Origin of the sequence: Roseovarius faecimaris, assembly GCF_009762325.1 — a bacterium.
GTDB lineage: Bacteria > Pseudomonadota > Alphaproteobacteria > Rhodobacterales > Rhodobacteraceae > Roseovarius > Roseovarius faecimaris.
The window spans coordinates 1,539,112-1,557,650 of record NZ_CP034348.1 but is presented as its reverse complement, the minus strand read 5'-3'; the positions used below and the strand labels follow the sequence as shown (position 1 = coordinate 1,557,650).

The window sequence follows — 18,539 nt, the reverse complement described above, 5'->3', positions numbered from 1 at the left end:
CCACGCGTGATTTTGGGAACATATCCGCAACGCTTCGTTTTTCTCATTGGCCCCTATCCATGGGGCTGATCTGCTCACGCGGCAGGAAGCGTCGGTTGCGCGTCACATGGCCCCCCGGCGCGCATAAGTCAACCGTTTAGGTCAAAATGGGTGGAAACCCGTGGCAGAGATGTTTATCCCCTAACGGCGACAGTTCCCGGGGGCAGAGCATGCCAGACACGATCATCGACCGCTGCGAGGCCAAGGGCCTGCGCATGACCGACCAGCGCCGCACCATCGCGAGCGTCCTGGAGGATTCAGACGATCACCCCGATGTGGAAGAGCTCTATACAAGGGCCGTGGCGCGCGATGCGGGCATTTCCATTGCAACGGTCTATCGCACCGTCAAGCTCTTTGAAGAGGCGGGCATTCTCGACAAGCTGGAATTCGGAGACGGGCGCGCGCGTTATGAAGATGCCGAGCGCGATCACCATGACCACCTGATCGACATGAATTCCGGCGATGTGATCGAGTTTGTCGACCCCGAGATCGAAGCCCTGCAGGAAAAGATCGCCGAGAAGCTGGGCTACCGGCTGATCGGGCATCGGCTGGAGCTTTACGGCGTGCCCAAGAAGGGCGACTGATTGGACAATCTGCGCGGGATCCTTTTCATCCTCCTGGCGATGCTCGCCTTCACGATCGAGGATGTGTTCATCAAGCAGCTTTCCAGCACCATCGCGGTGGGTCAGATCCTGCTGCTGATCGGGGTTGGAAGTGGCGCGATCTTTGCGGTGGCAGCCCTGCTGCGCCGCAAGCGGCTTTTTGCGCGTGCGGCCTGGCGCGGGCCGTTTTTGTGGCGGATGCTGGCAGAGGCCTGTGCCGCCATGGCCTTTTCCACCTCGCTGTCGCTGGTTGATCTGTCGGTTGTTGCCGCCGTCTTTCAGGCGACCCCGCTTGTCATCACCCTGGGGGCCGCGCTGTTTCTGGGCGAAGATGTGGGCTGGCGGCGGTGGAGCGCTATCCTCGTGGGCTTCTGCGGCGTCCTGCTGATCATCCGGCCCGGTCTGGACGGGTTTCAGCCCGAGGCGCTTCTGGTGGTCATCGCCGTGCTCTGCGTGGCCACGCGCGACCTGATCACGCGGCGCATGGATGTGGCCGTAGACAGCACCGTTGTCTCTTTTCAGGCCTTCTCGGCGCTGATCGTGGCGGGGCCCCTGCTTCTGATGGCCACCGGCGGTGAGTATCGCCCCATGACCGGCCATGAGCAGTTGATGATCCTCGGTGCGCTGATCTTCAGTGCCATCGGCTATTACGGGATCGTGTCGGGTATGCGGATCGGCGAGGCGTCAGTGGTCACCCCGTTCCGCTACACGCGCCTTTTGTTTTCGATCATCGCGGGCATTCTGGTGTTCAGCGAGCGCCCCGATACGCTGACCCTGACGGGGGCGGTCCTGATCATTGCCACCGGGCTTTACACGGTTCTGCGCGAGCGTCGCCTGGCCCGGCGGGCCGCCTTGCAGGCCTGAGCCGCGCCATCTGCCGCAGTTGCATCTTCCGCTGGGCTTGATATGGGACAGCCAGACCGATTTTCACCAGCCAAGGATGCCCCCCATGAGCACCATCATCGACATTCACGCCCGCGAAATCCTCGATAGCCGGGGCAACCCGACGGTGGAGGTGGATGTGATCCTCGAAGACGGCACGATGGGCCGCGCCGCCGTCCCCTCGGGGGCCTCGACCGGGGCCTATGAGGCGGTCGAGCGCCGGGATGGCGACAAGAGCCGCTATATGGGCAAGGGCGTGCTGGAGGCCGTGGCGGCGGTGAATGGCGAGATCGCCGATGCGCTGGTCGGGTTCGACGCGACCGAGCAGGTGGCCATCGACGAGGCGATGATCGAACTGGACGGCACCGCCAACAAGGGCCGTCTTGGGGCCAATGCCATTCTGGGTGTGAGCCTTGCCAATGCCAAGGCGGCAGCGGATTTCACCACGCAGCCCCTGTTTCGCTATGTCGGCGGCACGCAGGCCCGCGTACTGCCCGTGCCGATGATGAACATCATCAATGGCGGCGAGCATGCCGACAACCCGATCGACATTCAGGAATTCATGATCATGCCCGTGGCGGCCGACAGCATCCGCGACGCGGTGCGCATGGGCGCAGAGGTGTTTCATACGCTCAAGAAAGAGCTCAGCGCCGCCGGGCTGAGCACCGGGATCGGTGACGAGGGCGGCTTTGCCCCCAATATCGCCTCAACCCGCGAAGCGCTCGATTTCATCCTCAAATCCATCGAGAAGGCAGGCTACAAGCCGGGCGAGGACATCTATCTGGCCCTCGATTGCGCCGCCACGGAATACTTCAAGGACGGCAAATATGTCCTTGCTGGCGAAGGAAAAACACTGAGTTCGGACGAGAACGTCGCCTATCTCGAAGCACTAGTGAAGGACTATCCGATCATCTCGATCGAAGACGGCATGTCCGAGGATGACTGGGACGGCTGGATCGCGCTGACCGAGGCCCTGGGCGGCAAGGTGCAGCTTGTCGGGGATGATTTGTTTGTCACCAACCCGGAGCGTCTGGCTCAGGGGATCGAGCGCAAGGCGGCCAACTCCATGCTGGTCAAGGTCAACCAGATCGGCAGCCTGACGGAAACGCTGAAGGCGGTGGACATGGCCCATCGGGCACGCATGACCAACGTCATGTCACACCGTTCGGGCGAGACCGAGGACAGCACCATCGCCGATCTGGCCGTGGCCACGAATTGCGGACAGATCAAGACCGGCTCGCTTGCGCGCTCGGACCGGCTGGCGAAGTACAACCAGCTTATCCGCATCGAGGAAGCCCTGGGCGAAACCGCCCTCTATGCCGGGCGCTCGATCCTGCGCTGATCGGAAAGAGGCCAACACGAAGGGCGCGGGAAAGACCCCCGCGCCCTTTTTCAATGTCCGGGCTGTATTAGCTTCAGCAGCGGCGCTTGTAATACCCGCCTTTGCCGTCGGAATACGCGCAGCGCCCGTTACGGGAATTCCGGGCGATCAGGGTGCCGGCGGCAGCCCCGCTCAGGGCACCGATGATCTTCCAGTCGCTATCGGCGCCCAACAGGTCCGCCGCGGCATAGCCTGCCGCCGCCCCGCCAGCCGCACCGACCGCGGTCCGCGCTGCCGGGCCGCCGCCACAGGCGGTCAGCGCCATCAGGCAAACCCCTGCTACCATCACGTTCAACTTGCTCATTTGCCTCTCCTTTTCGAGTGGTGTTGTGCCTATGGGAACCATATCGCCCAATCCGCGCGCTGACTGCGTCTTTGCACGGGGCACGACCAGGATAAGCGACATTCCGCCGCCAGACCACAGCAGGAATTCGCTCTGATCAAATGCGATGGGCAAGGCGTTTCGGAGTGCGGGCGATTGCCTCATGCGCCGAACCGTGGCATGACCGCGCCATGACCATGAGCGCGCAAGACATCATCGAAACACTTGGCCTTGAGCCGCATCCCGAGGGCGGGCATTTCGTGGAAACCTGGCGGGCCGAAGGCGACAGCCGCCCCAGCGGCACGGCGATTTATTTCTTGCTTCAGGGCCATGAAAACAACCACTGGCATAAGGTCGACGCGACCGAGATCTGGCATTTTCATGCCGGGGCGCCGCTGGTCCTGTCGCTATCTGCGTCCGATACCGGGCCTGCATGGAATGAGCGGCTTGGCCAGGACCTGCCCGCAGGGGAACGTCCTCAAGTCATCGTCCCGCCCGGCCACTGGCAAAAGGCGCGCACAACGGGGGACTGGACGCTGGTCAGCTGCACCGTCTCGCCGGGGTTCGAGTTTGACGGGTTCACGCTCGCCCCGCCGGGGTTTGACATCCCACAGAAGGCATAACCGCCAGGTTCAGTCTTCTGACCCACGGACAAAATTCACGAGCGCGCGGGTCGAGCCGTCCTTGCCGTCCGCCGGGGCGTCTCCGCGCAACACCGGCTCGAGCTCTACCGCCAACACCTTGCCCAGTTCCACGCCCCATTGATCGAAAGAGTTGATCCCCAAGATCACCCCTTCGACGAACACGCGGTGTTCATAAAGCGCGATGATCTGACCCAGCCGGTAGGGCGTCAGCCGGTCATAGAGCAGCGTCGTCGAAGGCCGGTTGCCCGGGAACACGCGATGCGCCGCCTGACGCTCCAGTTCTTCGCCCTGAAATCCCTTCTCCGTCATGAGCGCCCGCGCCACGTCAAGCGACCGCCCCCGCATCAGCGCCTCGGATTGCGCAAGACAGTTGGCCACAAGCAGCCGGTGATGATGCGCAAGCGCCGGCTCGTGGCCTTGTGCCGCCACTATGAATTCGCACGGGATGACCTGCGTGCCCTGGTGGATGAGCTGATAGAAGGCGTGTTGCCCGTTGGTGCCCGGCTCGCCCCAGACCACCGGCCCGGTGCGCGGGGCCGCCGCGCCCGCCATGGTCACGCCCTTGCCGTTCGATTCCATTTCCAACTGCTGGAAATAGGCCGGCAGCCGTGCAAGGCGCTGATCATAAGGCAGCACCGCGCGGGTGGCATAGCCGCAGGCATGGGAATGCCAGAGCCCGGTCAGGGCCAGCATCATCGGCATATTCTCAACCGCCGGGGCATCGCGGAAATGCCGGTCCATCGCCTCGCCGCCCGCAAGCATCTCGCGGAAGCGCGTCGGCCCGATGGCGATCATCAGGCTCAGGCCAATAGGCCCCCAAATCGAGTAGCGCCCGCCAACCCAGTCCTCAAAGCCAAAAACCCGCTCCGGCGGAATGCCGAACTGCGCGGTTTTCTCTTCGGCCGTAGAGAGCGCCACGAATTGAGCGGCCGGATCATCAACCGCCTGCGCCATCCAGGCGCGCGCGGTTTCGGCATTGGTCATCGTCTCGATGGTGGTGAAGCTTTTCGAGGCGACAATGACCAGGGTCGTTGCTGGGTCGAGCCCCTTCAGCGTGTCGGTGATATCCGCGCCGTCCACATTCGCAACGAAATGACAGCGCGGCCCGTCATGGTAAGGCGACAGCGCCAGCGTCGCCATCTCGGGGCCAAGATGCGACCCGCCGATGCCGATATTGACCACGTCGGTGATCGCGCCGCCCTGCCCTCTGTACCCGCCGGAGCGGATCTGCTCCGAAAACCGCTCCATACGGGACAGCGTGTTGCGCACCTCCGGCATCACGTCCTGCCCGTCAACCTCGACCGGCCCACCGTTCAGGTTGCGCAGCGCCGTATGCAGCACCGCGCGGCCTTCGGTTTCATTGATCGGTGCACCTGCGAACATCGCATCACGCCGGGCGGCCACGCCCCGCGATACGGCCAAGGCCAAAAGGCTGTCCCGCACCGCGCCCGTCATCCGGGTTTTGGAATAGTCGAACAGCATCCCGTCAAAGCGCACCGAGAAGGTCTCGGCGCGGCTTTCGTCCTCGAACAGGCTGAGGATATCCGTATCCGTCAGCTCCCCGGCCTGCGCTTTCAGCCTGTCAAACATCCGCCAAGCCTCACTCACTCCTTCATTCCGGAGCCCAATGCACCGTGGCCCCGTCAAGAACCGCACGAATGGGGGCCTTTTCGGGCGAGAGCCCTCTGGCGCGATCGAACGCCGCGCGCTTGGCCTGTCCCGTGATCACCACATGTTTGGCCAACGCTTCGTTCAGCACCCGCGCCGTCAGCGTCAGACGCGGCTCGGGCGCGTCCTTGGCCCGGATCGGCATCAGGACCGGCGCATGCCGGTCAAGAGCGGCGGCCAGGTTATCCCCGCCGGGAAACAGGGATGCCGTGTGCATATCCGCGCCCATGCCCAAAAGGCAGACACCAATCGGAAGGTTGGGTACGATATTGGCCTCAAGGTCTGCCAGCACCTCCTCGGGCTGGTGCGCAGGGGCATAGAGCGGCAGATGGCGCGCGGCCGCCGCCCGGCCCGTCAGCAGCCGTTCGGTGATCAGCCGTGTGTTGGAGCGCACATGCACCTGCGGCAACCAGCGCTCGTCACTCAACAGGACATCGACACGGGACCAGTCGAGATCGGCGTCGCACAGATCGTCAAAGATCGGCCCCGGCGTGCTGCCCCCCGGCACCACGAAGAGCACCCGCTCCTCATGATCCAGCGCCGAGGTCAGCTCTCCCGCCAACTGGTTGGCCACGTCGATCGCCATCATTTCGGCATCAGGGTATTCTCGGAATATCGTCATGCCTTGATCTCCCTCCAGGCGCGCCCGTCGCGGTGAATAAGTGCCAGCGCCTCATCCGGGCCGGAACTGCCCGTGGCATAGGGCAAGGGCGGCTCGCCCTCCTTGAATTCCGCGATGATCGGATCGGTCCAGGCCCAGGCGGCCTCCACCTCGTCCCCGCGCATGAACAGCGTCTGATTGCCCCGGATCACATCCATGATCAGCCGTTCATAGGCATCCGGAAAATCCGCCTGATCCGGCCCCAGCGCCTCGGCGAAGGTCATATCCAGCGGCACATCGATCAGCCGCATGCCCCCCGGCCCCGGTTCCTTGATGGTCACGCCCAGCTCGATCCCCTCATTGGGTTGCAGCTTGATCGTCAGGATATTGCGGTGCCGCCCGGCGTCTTCGCCAAAGATCGAATGCGGCGCGTCCTTGAACACCACGGCGATCTCGCTCGCCCGCTCTCTCAGCCGTTTGCCCGTGCGCAGATAGAATGGCGTGCCGGCCCACCGCCAGTTGGAGATATTGGCCTTGAGCGCCACGAAACTTTCGGTCGTGCTGTCGCGGTTCTCCACCTGCTTGCGGTAACTCGGGCGCGTCTCCGTCGCCTCGTATTGTCCACGCACGATATTCTCGGGCCTGAGCGGGTCGAGCGCGCGAATGACCTTGAGCTTCTCGTCGCGCACCGAGTCGGGGTCGAACTTGGCGGGCGGCTCCATCGCGATCAGGCAAAAGAGCTGCATCAGGTGATTCTGCATCATGTCGCGCATGGCGCCCGAGCGGTCATAGTATTCGCCACGCCCGCCGACGCCGACGGATTCGGCCACCGTGATCTGGATATGGTCCACGTACTGGCTGTTCCACAGAGGCTCGAACAGCATATTGCCAAAGCGCACCGCCATCAGGTTCTGCACCGTTTCCTTGCCCAGGTAATGGTCGATCCGGTAGATCTGGCTTTCATCGAAATAGCGCGCCAGCACCTTGTTCAGCTCGCGCGCACTGGCCAGGTCCCGGCCAAAGGGCTTTTCCACCACGATGCGGCACTGATCATCGGCCATGCCATGCTTTTGCAGCCGCTTGGCAAGATCACCGAACAGGCTCGGCCCGACCGAGAAATAGAACGCCCGAACGTGGTCAGTCTGCACCGCATCGTGCAGCGCCTCCCAGCCCGTGTCGCCCTTGGCATCAAGGGTGATGTAGCTGATCAGCGCCAGAAATTTCTTCAGACCGGTCTTGTTCTTTGCCTCGGCCCCGCCAAATTCGGCAATCGCCTCGCTGACCATCTGGCGATAGGCCTCCGTATCCATCTCGGTGCGGGCCGCGCCGATCACCTGACTGCCCTTGCCCATCTGCCCGGCCAGATACCGCCGGAACAGCGCAGGCAGGATCTTGCGACGCGCCAGATCACCCGTGCCACCGATGATGACAAGGTCAAACGGCTCCACCGGGATGACGCGCGAGACCATGGTTAACTCCACTGAAAAGGCTGCCTTTGCGCGGACTCTACCACGCTGAGTTGCGTTCACAATGGTGTCAGCGGGCTAACCTTGGGTTTTCTTATGATCAACAAGTCGTTACGCCGGTCCTGTGAGGCGAAGGAAGACGCAATGAAAGACACCCTGCCGGGCCAGGCCAATCTGGGCAAATTCAAAGACCCCGCCGTGACCGCCAAGGGCGAGCCGCGCGCCACCGTGGCGCTCAGCCACCCCGAGACGCTGTGGTTCAACACCGGCACGCTGTGCAATATCACCTGCGCCAATTGCTATATCGAAAGCTCTCCCGAAAATGACCGGCTGGTCTATATTTCGGAGCCCGAGCTGCGCGACTACCTCGATCAGATCGAGACGCGCGGCTGGCCCATTCGCGAGATCGGCTTTACCGGGGGCGAGCCTTTCATGAACCCCGAGATGATCGGCCTTGCGGGCGCCGCCCTTGAGCGGGGGTATGACGTGCTCATCCTTACCAACGCCATGCGCCCGATGATGCGCAAACGCGTGCAGGCCGGGCTGATCGAGTTGAACGCCGCCTATCCGGGCAAGCTGACCCTGCGCATCTCGGTCGATCACTGGTCCGAAGCGCTGCATGACGCCGAGCGCGGCAAAGGGGCTTTTGCCCGCACGCTCGAAGGGATGGAATGGTTGCGTGACGTCGGCATCCGCATGGCCGTGGCGGGCCGCACCGTCTGGGGCGAGAGCGAGAGCGACGCGCGCGTGGGTTATCAGGCGCTTTATGATCTCCACAACTTCAAGATCGATTCGCAAAACCCTGGAATGACTGTGCTTTTCCCGGAGATGGACGAAGAGGTCGAGGTGCCAGAAATCACCACCGCCTGCTGGGACATTCTGGGCAAATCCCCCGATGCGGTGATGTGTTCATCCTCGCGGATGGTGGTCAAGCGCAAGGGCGCGGCTTCGCCCACCGTGCTGGCCTGCACCCTGCTGCCCTACGATCCGCAATTCGAGCTGGGCACCACCCTCGCCGAGGCCGAGCGCGACGTGGCCCTCAACCACCCCCATTGCGCCAAATTCTGTGTGCTGGGCGGGGCGTCCTGTTCCGCCTAGGCGTGTCGCAAACAGACGGTTCCGCCCCGCCCCAGCTGCCATTCTCCTGAAAACGCCTCCGGCTTTCATTGTTCCCGAAATACTCCCGCCGGAGGCCCATCACTCTTCAGGAGCTCCCGCATGCCGCTTCACTTTGACGATGCCGAATATGCCGCCCGCAAGGCCCGCGCCACCCAAGCGGTGATCGACGCCGAGCTTGACGCGCTGATCATGTTCGCCCCCGAAAGCCATTTCTGGATTTGCGGCTATGACACGTTCGGCTTTGCCATGTTTCAGGCGCTGGTGCTTACCGCCTCGGGTGATCTGCATCTGCTGACCCGCCTGCCCGACTGGCGCCAGGCACAGCTGACCTCCACGCTGAAAGATGACGAGATTCATATCTGGACCGAAGTCGAAGGCGCGAACCCGACAGATGACCTCAAGGCGCTTCTCGCCAGGCTGGGCGTCGCCGGGGGGCGGATCGGGTTTGAATCGAAAACCCAGGGCCTCACCGATTTCAACGGGCAGATGCTGCGCGCGGCCCTGCCCGACCTGATCGAGGCATCCGAGGTGATCCGCAGCCTGCGCCGGATCAAATCCCCGGCCGAGATCGAGATGCACCGGCGCGCCGCGGCCCTGTCCGACGATGCCATGGATGCCGGGCTCGCGGTCACCGGGCCGGGGGCATTCGAGGGCGATATCCTGGCCGAAATGCAAGGGGCCGTGTTTCGCGGCGGCGGGGATTATGCGGGCAATGAGTTTATCCTCGGCTCAGGCCCGGGCGCGCTTCTCTGCCGCTACTATTCGGGCCGCCGCCACCTGGACCGCCAAGACCAGATCACCTGGGAATGGTCGGGGGCCTATGCCCGCTATCACGCCGCGATGATGCGCACCGTGGTGATAGGAGAGCCCAACGATCACCAACGCCATATGCACGCCACCGCCATCGCCGCGCTGGACGCCTGCGAAGAGGCGATCCGCCCGGGCGAGCCTATGGGCCAGGTGTTCGATGCCCACGCACGGGTGATGGACGCAGGCGGTCTGAAACACGCGCGTTCCCAGGCGTGCGGCTACGCGATGGGCGCTATTTACAACCCGATCTGGGTTGATTTCCCGATGTTCTATCATGGCAATCCGCTGCTGATGCAGGCGGGGCAGGTCTTCTTCCTGCACATGATCCTGATGGACAGCGAGGCGGGGCTGGCCATGTGTTACGGTCATTCGGTGCTGGTGACCGACACGGGCGTGGAACGGCTGTCACGACAGCCGCTGGATCTGCTGGTGCGCTGAGCCGCTCATCCACCCTGATGGGTGGCTTCGCGAGGCGGGCCGAAGGTCCGATGAGCTTGCCCCCTGCCCCGATCGGCCCCATATACCGGGTATGCTCAAGGTTATGCCCATCCTGCTGGCCATCCTCTACGCGTTGGCCATGTATCACTTCTCCGCCTGGCGCACCCGGCGCGAGCTGGATGCGCAATCGACCGAGCTTGCCGACCCGATGCTCAAGGTGATGACCGACAAGCTCGCCCGCGCGCTCGATCTGCCGCGCATCCGCGTGCATATCTACGAGATTGATCCGGTCAACGGTCTGGCCGCGCCGGATGGGCGTATCTTCATCACCCGCGGGTTTTACCGCAAATTCCAGAACGGTGAGGTCAGCGCAGATGAAATGGCCTCGGTCATCGCCCATGAGCTTGGTCATGTCGCGCTCGGACATACCCGGCGGCGCATGATCGACTTTTCCGGGCAGAACGCCCTGCGCACGGCACTGGCCATGGTACTCAGCCGCTTCATCCCCGGCGTCGGCGTCTGGATCGCCAACGCCCTGACCACGCTTCTGGCCGCGCGCCTGTCGCGCAGCGACGAATATGAGGCCGACGCCTATGCCGCCGCCCTGCTCACCCGCGCGGGCATCGGCACCGGGCCGCAGAAATCACTGTTTGAAAAGCTCGAAGCGCTGACGCGGTCGCGCGCAGGCGCCATGCCCGCCTGGCTGATGAGCCACCCCAAAACGACCGAGCGTATCGCCGCCATCGAAAAGCTGGAGACCCGCTGGAAACAGGCTTAGGCGGGATGTCATCCCCGCTGTGCCAGCGCCTTGCCGAGCCGGGGCAGCCGCGCCTTTTTCATGAGGCCGCGCATGTCCCAGCTTGCCCCCGAAAGCCGGTTGGCCTCGGCCAGAACCTCCGCCGCCGCGGCGGCCACGAGCTCGGGCTGTGCGTCCCAGATACCATGCAGAAACGCGTCCGGGTCCGCCCGGCTCAGCCCTTCCTCGGCCAGAATGTGGCGCGGAAAATCCTTGACGTTCAGCGTCAGGATCACATCAGCAGAGCCCGCAACCGCCGCAGCAAGCACGTGAACATCCGCCGGATCCGGCAACCAGAGCCGCGCCTCCAGCGAGGCAGGCCAGCTCACCTCGGCCTCGGGCCACTGCACCGACAGAAGCGCGGCCTCCGCTTCGGCCTGCACGATCCCCTCCGGGCCCAGTTTCCGGGCCGCATGAAGCCATTCGTCAATGATGCGCGCCGACCAGAGCGGCGTGAACAGGCCCTGTGCGGCCACTTTGAGCAGCACCTGGCGCATTACCGTGGGATAGATCACGCAGGTGTCCAGCAGCACCTTCATAGGCGGAAGAACAGGGATTTGAGATACCCCGATTCCGCAAGGTTCGGATGCAAGGGATGGTCCGGCCCGGCAAAGCCCGTATGGATAAGCTGTGCGGCCCGTCCGGCCCGGCCGATGCCGCGCACCGATGCCGTGCGGAACTTCGCCAGATCGGCGGCGTGAGAACACGAACACAAGCCCAGATACCCGCCGGGCTTCACCAGTGGAGCTGCCAGCCGCGCCACCCGTTCATAGGCTCTGAGCCCTGCATCCAAAGCCTTTTTCGAGGGCGCAAAGGCCGGCGGATCACAGACGACGAGGTCAAACTGCTCTGCTTCCTCCAGCAAGGCCGTCATCACCTCGAACGCGTCGCCCTGACGCGTCTCGAACGCATCTGTTTGTCCCATCTGTGCTGCCCCTTCCCGCGCGAGGGTCAACGCCGGGCCGGAGCCGTCCACTGCCAGGGCCCGGGACGCTCCGCCCGCCAGCGCGGCAAGAGAGAACCCGCCCACATGCGAGAAAACGTCAAGCATCCGGCCCCCGCGCGCCAAGCGGGCGGCGAAGGCATGGTTGGGGCGCTGGTCAAAAAAGAGGCCGGTCTTCTGACCGCCTGTCAGATCGGCCATGTAAATGGCCCCGTTCATCGGCACGGGCACGGGACCGTCCGGCGCGGTACCGGCCAGAACAGCGCTCGCATCATCGAGCCCTTCAAGACCCCGGGCGCGGCCCGATGCATTCTTGAGCACATGCGCCACGCCCGTGACCTGCTGAAGGGCTACGCAGAGCTCCGACACTAACCGTTCCGCCCAGGCCGCGTTGGGCTGAATCACCGCCACATCGCCGAACCGGTCGATGATCACCCCCGGCAGGCCGTCTGCCTCGGCATGAACAAGCCGATAATAGGGCGCGTCATAGAGGGTTTCGCGCATGGCCAGCGCGTAAGACAGCTTGGAGACAAGCCAGGACTGATCCACCGGCAGGTTCAGATCGCGCTCCAGCACCCTGGCGAAGATCCGCGAGTTGGGATTGACGGCCACCTTTGCCAAAGTATTGCGGTCCGCGTCTTCGAGCAGCGCAATCGTCCCCGGCTCCAATGCCTTGGTACGACGGTCGGTGACAATCTCGTTGTCATAAACCCAGGGCGCACCATGCCGGATGGCACGGGCATTGGCCTTTGGTTTCAGGCGGATCACAGGCAAAGGGGGCAGCGTCATGCTGCCCCCTTAAAGCGATTTGCGATCTCAGGAAAGATCAGAGTTATTCGACAGATGCGAACACATAGCTGTTGGCGGCGATCTCGGCACCGGCCTCGGCCAGTTCGGTGGCCACGACCTCACCGATATGGTCGGTGATGCGCAGGCGCTGGGTGATCCCGTTACGCTCTGCGGCAATGGCGCGTGCCCCGCCAAAGGCTTTGATGTTGGTCACGATCTGGCGCGGCTTGGTATAAGCCTGACCGGTCTCGGGGTTGCTCAGGAACATCGTGAACTGCAGCTCATGACGGCCACCCACGGTGTAGCGGGCCTTTTCGGTCAGCGCATGGAAGCGCGAGACTTCGATATTCACCTGCACCGGGACCGAGCCCTGGGTTTTGGCAGCGGCCTTGCTCAGCCCGTCCTCGAAGATGGCTTTGACCTGCTGATGACGATCGGCCAGCGGCTCTCCGCGCCAGACGATATCGCCCATCGGGTAATAGGAGTTCGCCTCGGATGCGCGCAGGCTGTAAGGCACCGTCACGTTGACGGCGGCGATGCTCAGCGCGGCACTCACCGGCTGCACCGCCTCGGGAACAAGCGGCGCGTTCCGCGTTGCGGTTTCGACCGTGGCACAGGCCGACAAGGATGCGGCGGCGGCGACGGCGGCAATGAGACGTACATATTTCATGTCTTCCTCCTTGGGCTTATGCCCAGCTGGTTTGAAGACAAATTGATCCTGAATTTAGGCGCTATTTAGGCAAATTCAGATCAATACCGTGATTGTTTCAGGTTCAGAAAAAGGCGTTTCCGGTTTGGAAACAGCAACAGAAATGGAGTTTTTTCTTTGTTTACAAGACTATTGCAGATCCCTCGGGCGCGAACGCCAGCCGCCGCGCCGCTTTGGCCGGGCCGCGGCCTGCTGTGCCTCCGACAAAACCTTGGTCATAGGATGGTCAGGGTTCTCCGCCGCATAAAGCCCCAGAAGCTTGGCCACTGCGCCTTGCGTATCCTCGCTGTCGGGCAGGCTCAGCGCCCAGTCGAGAAAGATCGACCGGCATTCGCCTTCGGTGATGCCCTCGATCCGGTAGCTTTCCAGGATCAGATCCTTGGGATCAAACGGGTCGCGTTTCATCACATGTCTCCCTCGGGTGGGCGTAGCAGCACCGTCCGAACCACCTCAGCGGCTTCAGCGCAGGCGCGGCTAAGCCCCTCTTCCAAGGCGGTGATGCTGTCAAATCCGGTTTCGCGCAAGACAAAAGCGGCCGCGCCCGCGCCCAATTGCGACACCTCCAGCGGTGCCTCCCCCAGAAGCCGCGAGGCCTGCACCACCTGCCAGCACAGGTGATAGGCACGGGTCAGGGCGTCACGCTCTGCCGCGGTGAGCCAACCGACCCCGGCCGCCGCCGCCAGTGCTTCCACCACGTCGCGCCGCGCCTCGCCCGCCAGCAGACAGCCCGCCTGGGCCACAAGTTCGATCTCCTGCATGCGCCCCGGTCCGCGCCGCGCATCGAGAGGGCCCTGCATCGGCTTGGCCGCCTCCAGCCGTGCGCGCATCTCCTCGACATCCTTCAGCGTGTCAGCGGCATCGCGCGGACGCGCCAACAGCGCACAACGGAAGTCTTCGATATCGCGCGCCAGGTCAGCCTGACCGGCGATCGCACGGGCACGGGTCAGGGCAAGATGCTCCCAGACCCACGCCTCATTGTTCTGGTACTCCTGAAAGGACTGCCAGCTTGTCGCCACCGGCCCCTGATTGCCCGAGGGGCGCAGCCGCATATCGACCTCATAGAGCCGCCCATCGGCCATCGGAGCGGTGAGCGCGGTGATCATGGCCTGGGTCAGCCGGGCATAATAGGGCCGCGTCGCCAGAGGGCGGCGGCCCTCGGAGCCATCGACGCCTTCGGCGTCATAGATCACGATCAGGTCCAGATCGGAGCGCGCATTGAGCCGCCGCGCCCCGAGCGAGCCCATCCCGAGCACCACCGCGCCGCGCCCCGGCGGCGGCCCATGCTTGACCGCGAACTCCGCCACCACCTCGGGCCAGAGCGCGCCCAGCACCGCCCCCGCCAGATCGGCATATTGCACGCCTGCTTCCTCGGCCCCTATCAGGCCGCGCAGGTGATGCACCCCGATACGGAAATGCCATTCCTTGCGCCAGCGCCGGGCGGCGACCAGCTTGGCTTCGTAATCCGCCTCGGCCGCCAGCTTGGCGCGCAGTTCCTCTTCAAGCACCTCCACCCCCGGCCAATCGGCAAAGAACGCCCCCGCGATCACCCCGTCAAACACATTGGCATGGCGCGACAGATAGCTGGCCAGTTCCGGCGCGGTGCCGGCGATATCCACCAGAAGGTCAATCAACTGCGGATTGGCCTCGAACATGGAAAAGACCTGCACCCCGGCGGGCAGACCCGCAAGGAAGCCATCAAAGGCCAGCAACGCCTCGTTCGGGTGCGCCGTGTGCGCCAGCCTGGCCAGGATATCAGGCCGCAACCGGCGGAAGATTTCCACCGCCCGGGCCGAGCGCAGCGCCGGATAGCTGGGCCAGCGGGCGATCACGTCACGATCCAGCGCGGTTGTATCGGCCTCCTGCTCGGGCATGTCGCTCTTCTCGCCTTCTTCGTGGACAAAGAAGCGTTCAATGATCTCATGCACCGCGTTCAGGCGGTCCTTGAGCTCCGCCTCCAGGTCGCTTCGCTCACGGCCCATGAAGGCGGCCAGCCGGTCCCACTCCTCGTTCGAATTGGGCAGGACATGGGTCTGCGCGTCGCGCAGCATCTGCAAGCGGTGCTCGACCTCGCGGTGAAAGCGGTAATGCGCGGCCAGCGCCTCGGCAGCGTCCTTGGGCACCCATCCTGTCTCGGTTAGGCGCACCAGCCCCTTCAGCGTGCCGCGCACCCTGAGCGACGGGTCGCGCCCCCCGGCGATGATCTGCCGTGTCTGGGTGAAAAACTCGATCTCGCGGATACCGCCCCGGCCCAGCTTCATATTGTGGCCCGACAGGTTGAGCGCCCCGCCCAGCCCCTTATGCTCGCGGATACGCAGGCGCATGTTATGGGCATCCTCGATCGCGGCAAAATCCAGATGCTTGCGCCAGACAAAGGGCGTCAGCCCTTTCAGAAAGCGCTCTCCGGCGGCGATATCGCCGGCACAGGGCCGCGCCTTGATATAGGCCGCGCGCTCCCAGGTGCGCCCGAGGCTTTCGTAATAGGCTTCGGCCCCGGCCATCGCCATGCAGACGGGCGTCACCTGCGGATCGGGGCGCAGGCGCAGATCAGTGCGAAAGACATAGCCCTCGGCGGTGCGGTCATTGAGCATGGCGCTCATCCGCCGCGTGGCCCGCACAAAGCTGGCGCGCGCGTCAAGATAATCGTCGGGGTCAAACCGGGTTTCGTCAAAGAGGCAGATCAGGTCGATATCCGAGCTGTAATTCAGCTCATGCGCGCCCATCTTGCCCATCGCCAGCACGACCATGCCGCCCGCCGTGTCAAGATCGTCCTCGCTCATCCCCGGCAGTTTGCCGCGACGGATTTCCGCGCCGACCGTGGCGCGCAAGGCCAGCGCGCAGGCCAGATCGGCAAAGGCCGTAAGCGTGCCGGTGACCAGTTCCAACGGCCAGACCCCGGCAAGGTCCGCCAGCCCGGTAATGAGCGCCACACGCCGCTTGGCCTGGCGCAACGCCTGTTCCAGCGCATCGGGCGGCACCTCTCGCAACGCGGCACAGACCGCATCGACCGCGTCTTCCGGGGCCTCAAGCGCGGCAGGCAGCCAATCCGCCTCGCGCTCCATCAGGTGTTTGAGATATGGGCTGCATCCGCCCGCGCCCGCGATCAGGTCAGACAGAGGGGCGGACAACCCGGGCAGCAGCGCGCGCGCCTCCGCCCCCTGTTCGGGGTCGAAAGGTTGGGGGCAACGGGTGATCCGGGCGGCAAAACTCATGGGCTGACCATGCGGCGCGGGCCGGATGGCGTCAATCCGAATGCTCAGGGCAAAACGGCATCGCTTACCGGCGTGTCCTGGCTGAAGATGTTGCGCCAACCCGCCGCCTCGCGCTGCCAGAGCGAGCTGACATACATCGCCTCCTCCTCCGCCTGCCCGGGCCGCCGGTATTCCGCCCGGTAGCACAGCATCGCATGCGCCTCGCCCACGGGCAGGCAACGGGCCTCGGTCAGGCGGTACCCGGCCACGCTGGGCCCGTCTTCCAACTGCTCCGCATGATCGGCGCGCCCGGCAAATCCACTGGGATAGACCCCAAGGAAATCGGCGCTCAGCAATGCCGCATCGGCCGCAGCATCGCCCCGGCGCAGCGCCTCCCAGACCTGGCGTTCAAGGGTCAGGAGCGTGACGAGCAACGGATCGGTTTGGTCTTGTGTCATGGCGCGCAGTGTTTCAGGTTGCGCGGCGACGTCAACCGGAGATGCCCCATGTCGAAAAGCCTCAAACGTGTGATCCGCGCCCTCGGCGAAGCCGGGGTCGATAGCACGCCGGTGGAGGTGGGTCAGGCGACCACCGCCCAAATGGCCGCTGATCTGGTGGGCTGCGAGGTGGACCAGATCGCCAAGTCGATCATCTTTCAGGGCCAGGTGAGCGGCGAGGCCGTGCTGTTCATCACAGCGGGCGGCAATCAGGTCTGTTCCGCGAAGGCAAGCGCGCTGGCGGGCGAATCTCTGGGCAAGGCCGATGCCGCCCTGATCCGGGCGCAGACGGGCTTTGCCATTGGCGGCGTCGCCCCCATCGGCCATCTCACAGGGCCACGCGCCTTTTTCGACCCGCGCCTACTGGATTTTACCGAGGTCTGGGCCGCCGCCGGCACACCACGCCATGTCTTTGCCTCCGATCCGGCCCGCCTGGCGCAAATATCCGGCGCGCAAGTTACTGATTTCACGTCCTGAAAACAGCTAATGTAAAAATCTTTCACATTGCCCCTTGCAGCCCGCGCCCCGAGACCCAATCTTGGCAATGTGAAAGACATTCACATACACCCAAAACCAACCCCGAAAGGACTGAAAGCCCATGTCTACCCTCGCCCATTCCGGCCCTGCCGCCTCCCACACCGGCTGGTTTGCCCGCGCAGAGGCCTGGCTTGACGACAAAGGCAAAGGCGCCTGGATCGCCGCCATGGTCATCTCGTTCATCGTCTTCTGGCCCGTGGGCCTCGCCCTTCTCGCCTATATGATCTGGAGCAAGAAAATGTTTTGCAGCAGCACGTCGAACAGCCGGTCCTGCGGCTGGAGCAGAAAATCAACCGTCCACACGTCAAGCGGCAACTCCGCCTTCGACAGCTACAAGGCCGACACGTTGCGCCGCCTGGAAGAAGAGCAGCACAATTTCGAAGCCTTCCTCCAACGCCTCCGCGACGCCCGCGACAAGGCCGAGTTCGATCAGTTCATGGACGAACGCGCCCGGGCCGCATCGCAGCCGCGCGCCGAGGACGAGCCGGACCGCGCCTGAGCGCACATCCTTGCATCACCGACAGGTCCGGGCTGGTCCCGGGCCGTCAGCCCTTCTATGATGGCCGACACAGATGAGTGATTATAGCTGGCATATCCCCGACCCCGAAACGCAACCCGAATTCTATGCGGATGTTCCGGTGAAGCGCCTTCTGGCCTGGCTGGTCGATACCGGGATCATCCTGGCGATCTGTCTGCTGATTGTGCTTTTCACAGCGTTTATCGGGCTTTTCTTCTTTCCGATGCTGATGCTGGCCGTGGGCTTTGCCTACCGGACGGTGACCATCGCGAACCGGTCCGCAACGCCCGGCATGCAACTTTTTGCGATCGAGTTCCGGACACTGCGAGGGGAGCGGTTCGATCTGCCCATGGCGGCGCTGCATACCGCGATGCTGACCGGCTCTTTCCTGTTTCCCCTGATTCAGCTGGCATCCTGTGTGATGATGATGACCACACCGCGCGCGCAGGGGCTGAGCGACCTACTGCTCGGGACCGTTGCGATCAACCGGCCCGCCGCCCGCTGACCGGCGTCGCAGAGGCTTAACGACGTGCCGGAATGCCCCCTTGGCGCAGGCGCACATCGTTGCTATCGTTCCCTCAACACAAACCA

At 64.0% G+C, this 18,539-nt stretch carries 20 protein-coding genes; 10 read left to right on the top strand and 10 right to left on the bottom strand.

Going from position 1 to position 18,539, the window contains the following annotated elements:
- Positions 1–209 precede the first annotated feature (209 nt).
- From EI983_RS08055 to eno, 3 genes are all read left to right on the top strand, one after another.
- The gene (locus tag EI983_RS08055; protein WP_157706862.1) at positions 210–623 is read left to right on the top strand and encodes a Fur family transcriptional regulator; all 414 of its coding nucleotides are present in this window, start codon (positions 210–212) and stop codon (positions 621–623) included.
- The gene (locus tag EI983_RS08050; protein ID WP_157706861.1) at positions 624–1,505 is read left to right on the top strand and encodes a DMT family transporter; all 882 of its coding nucleotides are present in this window, start codon (positions 624–626) and stop codon (positions 1,503–1,505) included.
- Between the two features lie 85 nt (positions 1,506–1,590).
- The gene (gene eno / locus EI983_RS08045) at positions 1,591–2,865 is read left to right on the top strand and encodes a phosphopyruvate hydratase (protein ID WP_157706860.1); all 1,275 of its coding nucleotides are present in this window, start codon (positions 1,591–1,593) and stop codon (positions 2,863–2,865) included.
- A gap of 73 nt (positions 2,866–2,938) precedes the next feature.
- On the opposite strand, the gene EI983_RS08040 is transcribed toward eno, so the two are convergent.
- A complete protein-coding gene (locus EI983_RS08040) occupies positions 2,939–3,208 on the bottom strand; it encodes a glycine zipper 2TM domain-containing protein (protein WP_157706859.1) in 270 nt (89 codons plus the stop codon).
- Positions 3,209–3,423: 215 nt separating this feature from the next.
- On the opposite strand from EI983_RS08040, the gene EI983_RS08035 reads away from it, so the two are divergent.
- Positions 3,424–3,849 carry a cupin domain-containing protein gene (locus tag EI983_RS08035; RefSeq protein ID WP_157706858.1) on the top strand — a complete coding sequence of 142 codons (426 nt, stop codon included), beginning with the start codon at positions 3,424–3,426 and terminating at the stop codon, positions 3,847–3,849.
- 9 nt (positions 3,850–3,858) lie between these two features.
- Here EI983_RS08035 and pgi read toward each other — a convergent pair whose 3' ends face one another.
- From pgi to zwf, 3 genes are read right to left on the bottom strand one after another with little or no spacing between them, the layout of a single operon-like run.
- Positions 3,859–5,460: a glucose-6-phosphate isomerase gene (pgi, locus tag EI983_RS08030; protein WP_157706857.1), complete on the bottom strand. Its 1,602-nt coding sequence runs from the start codon at positions 5,458–5,460 to the stop codon at positions 3,859–3,861.
- 22 nt (positions 5,461–5,482) lie between these two features.
- Positions 5,483–6,160, bottom strand: coding sequence for a 6-phosphogluconolactonase (gene pgl / locus EI983_RS08025; RefSeq protein WP_157706856.1), 678 nt, complete (start codon positions 6,158–6,160; stop codon positions 5,483–5,485).
- Positions 6,157–7,608 carry a glucose-6-phosphate dehydrogenase gene (gene zwf / locus EI983_RS08020; protein WP_157706855.1) on the bottom strand — a complete coding sequence of 484 codons (1,452 nt, stop codon included), beginning with the start codon at positions 7,606–7,608 and terminating at the stop codon, positions 6,157–6,159. Before zwf ends, pgl begins: the two co-directional genes overlap by 4 nt.
- 141 nt (positions 7,609–7,749) lie before the next feature.
- Between zwf and EI983_RS08015 the strand changes: the two genes are divergently transcribed.
- The 3 genes from EI983_RS08015 to EI983_RS08005 all read left to right on the top strand — a co-directional run bounded on the left by EI983_RS08015 (position 7,750) and on the right by EI983_RS08005 (position 10,750).
- Positions 7,750–8,703 (top strand): radical SAM protein, encoded by a 954-nt coding sequence (locus tag EI983_RS08015; RefSeq protein WP_157706854.1) that lies wholly within the window; start codon positions 7,750–7,752, stop codon positions 8,701–8,703.
- A 120-nt stretch (positions 8,704–8,823) separates the two neighbouring features.
- Positions 8,824–9,972, top strand: a complete 1,149-nt coding sequence (locus EI983_RS08010; RefSeq protein WP_157706853.1) for a M24 family metallopeptidase — start codon at positions 8,824–8,826, stop codon at positions 9,970–9,972.
- 91 nt (positions 9,973–10,063) lie between these two features.
- Positions 10,064–10,750, top strand: a complete 687-nt coding sequence (locus EI983_RS08005) for a M48 family metalloprotease (protein ID WP_157706852.1) — start codon at positions 10,064–10,066, stop codon at positions 10,748–10,750.
- 8 nt (positions 10,751–10,758) lie between these two features.
- Here EI983_RS08005 and EI983_RS08000 read toward each other — a convergent pair whose 3' ends face one another.
- From EI983_RS08000 to EI983_RS07975, 6 genes are all read right to left on the bottom strand, one after another.
- Positions 10,759–11,307: an RSP_2648 family PIN domain-containing protein gene (locus tag EI983_RS08000; protein WP_157706851.1), complete on the bottom strand. Its 549-nt coding sequence runs from the start codon at positions 11,305–11,307 to the stop codon at positions 10,759–10,761.
- Positions 11,304–12,500, bottom strand: coding sequence for an RSP_2647 family RNA methyltransferase (locus EI983_RS07995; RefSeq protein ID WP_157706850.1), 1,197 nt, complete (start codon positions 12,498–12,500; stop codon positions 11,304–11,306). Before EI983_RS07995 ends, EI983_RS08000 begins: the two co-directional genes overlap by 4 nt.
- A 43-nt stretch (positions 12,501–12,543) precedes the next feature.
- Complete coding sequence (locus tag EI983_RS07990) at positions 12,544–13,170, bottom strand: DUF6778 family protein (protein WP_157706849.1); 627 nt, start codon at positions 13,168–13,170, stop codon at positions 12,544–12,546.
- Between the two features lie 168 nt (positions 13,171–13,338).
- Positions 13,339–13,614 carry a hypothetical protein gene (locus tag EI983_RS07985; RefSeq protein WP_198389398.1) on the bottom strand — a complete coding sequence of 92 codons (276 nt, stop codon included), beginning with the start codon at positions 13,612–13,614 and terminating at the stop codon, positions 13,339–13,341.
- Positions 13,614–16,418 (bottom strand): bifunctional [glutamine synthetase] adenylyltransferase/[glutamine synthetase]-adenylyl-L-tyrosine phosphorylase, encoded by a 2,805-nt coding sequence (locus EI983_RS07980; protein ID WP_157706847.1) that lies wholly within the window; start codon positions 16,416–16,418, stop codon positions 13,614–13,616. Before EI983_RS07980 ends, EI983_RS07985 begins: the two co-directional genes overlap by 1 nt.
- A gap of 44 nt (positions 16,419–16,462) precedes the next feature.
- The gene (locus EI983_RS07975; protein ID WP_157706846.1) at positions 16,463–16,855 is read right to left on the bottom strand and encodes a nuclear transport factor 2 family protein; all 393 of its coding nucleotides are present in this window, start codon (positions 16,853–16,855) and stop codon (positions 16,463–16,465) included.
- A 48-nt stretch (positions 16,856–16,903) separates the two neighbouring features.
- Here EI983_RS07975 and EI983_RS07970 point away from each other — a divergent pair, with 48 nt between their 5' ends.
- From EI983_RS07970 to EI983_RS07960, 3 genes are all read left to right on the top strand, one after another.
- Positions 16,904–17,371, top strand: a complete 468-nt coding sequence (locus EI983_RS07970; RefSeq protein WP_157706845.1) for a YbaK/EbsC family protein — start codon at positions 16,904–16,906, stop codon at positions 17,369–17,371.
- Between the two features lie 121 nt (positions 17,372–17,492).
- Positions 17,493–17,930 carry a DUF2852 domain-containing protein gene (locus EI983_RS07965; protein WP_157706844.1) on the top strand — a complete coding sequence of 146 codons (438 nt, stop codon included), beginning with the start codon at positions 17,493–17,495 and terminating at the stop codon, positions 17,928–17,930.
- Positions 17,931–18,003: 73 nt separating this feature from the next.
- Complete coding sequence (locus tag EI983_RS07960; protein ID WP_157706843.1) at positions 18,004–18,453, top strand: RDD family protein; 450 nt, start codon at positions 18,004–18,006, stop codon at positions 18,451–18,453.
- Positions 18,454–18,539: the final 86 nt, after the last annotated feature.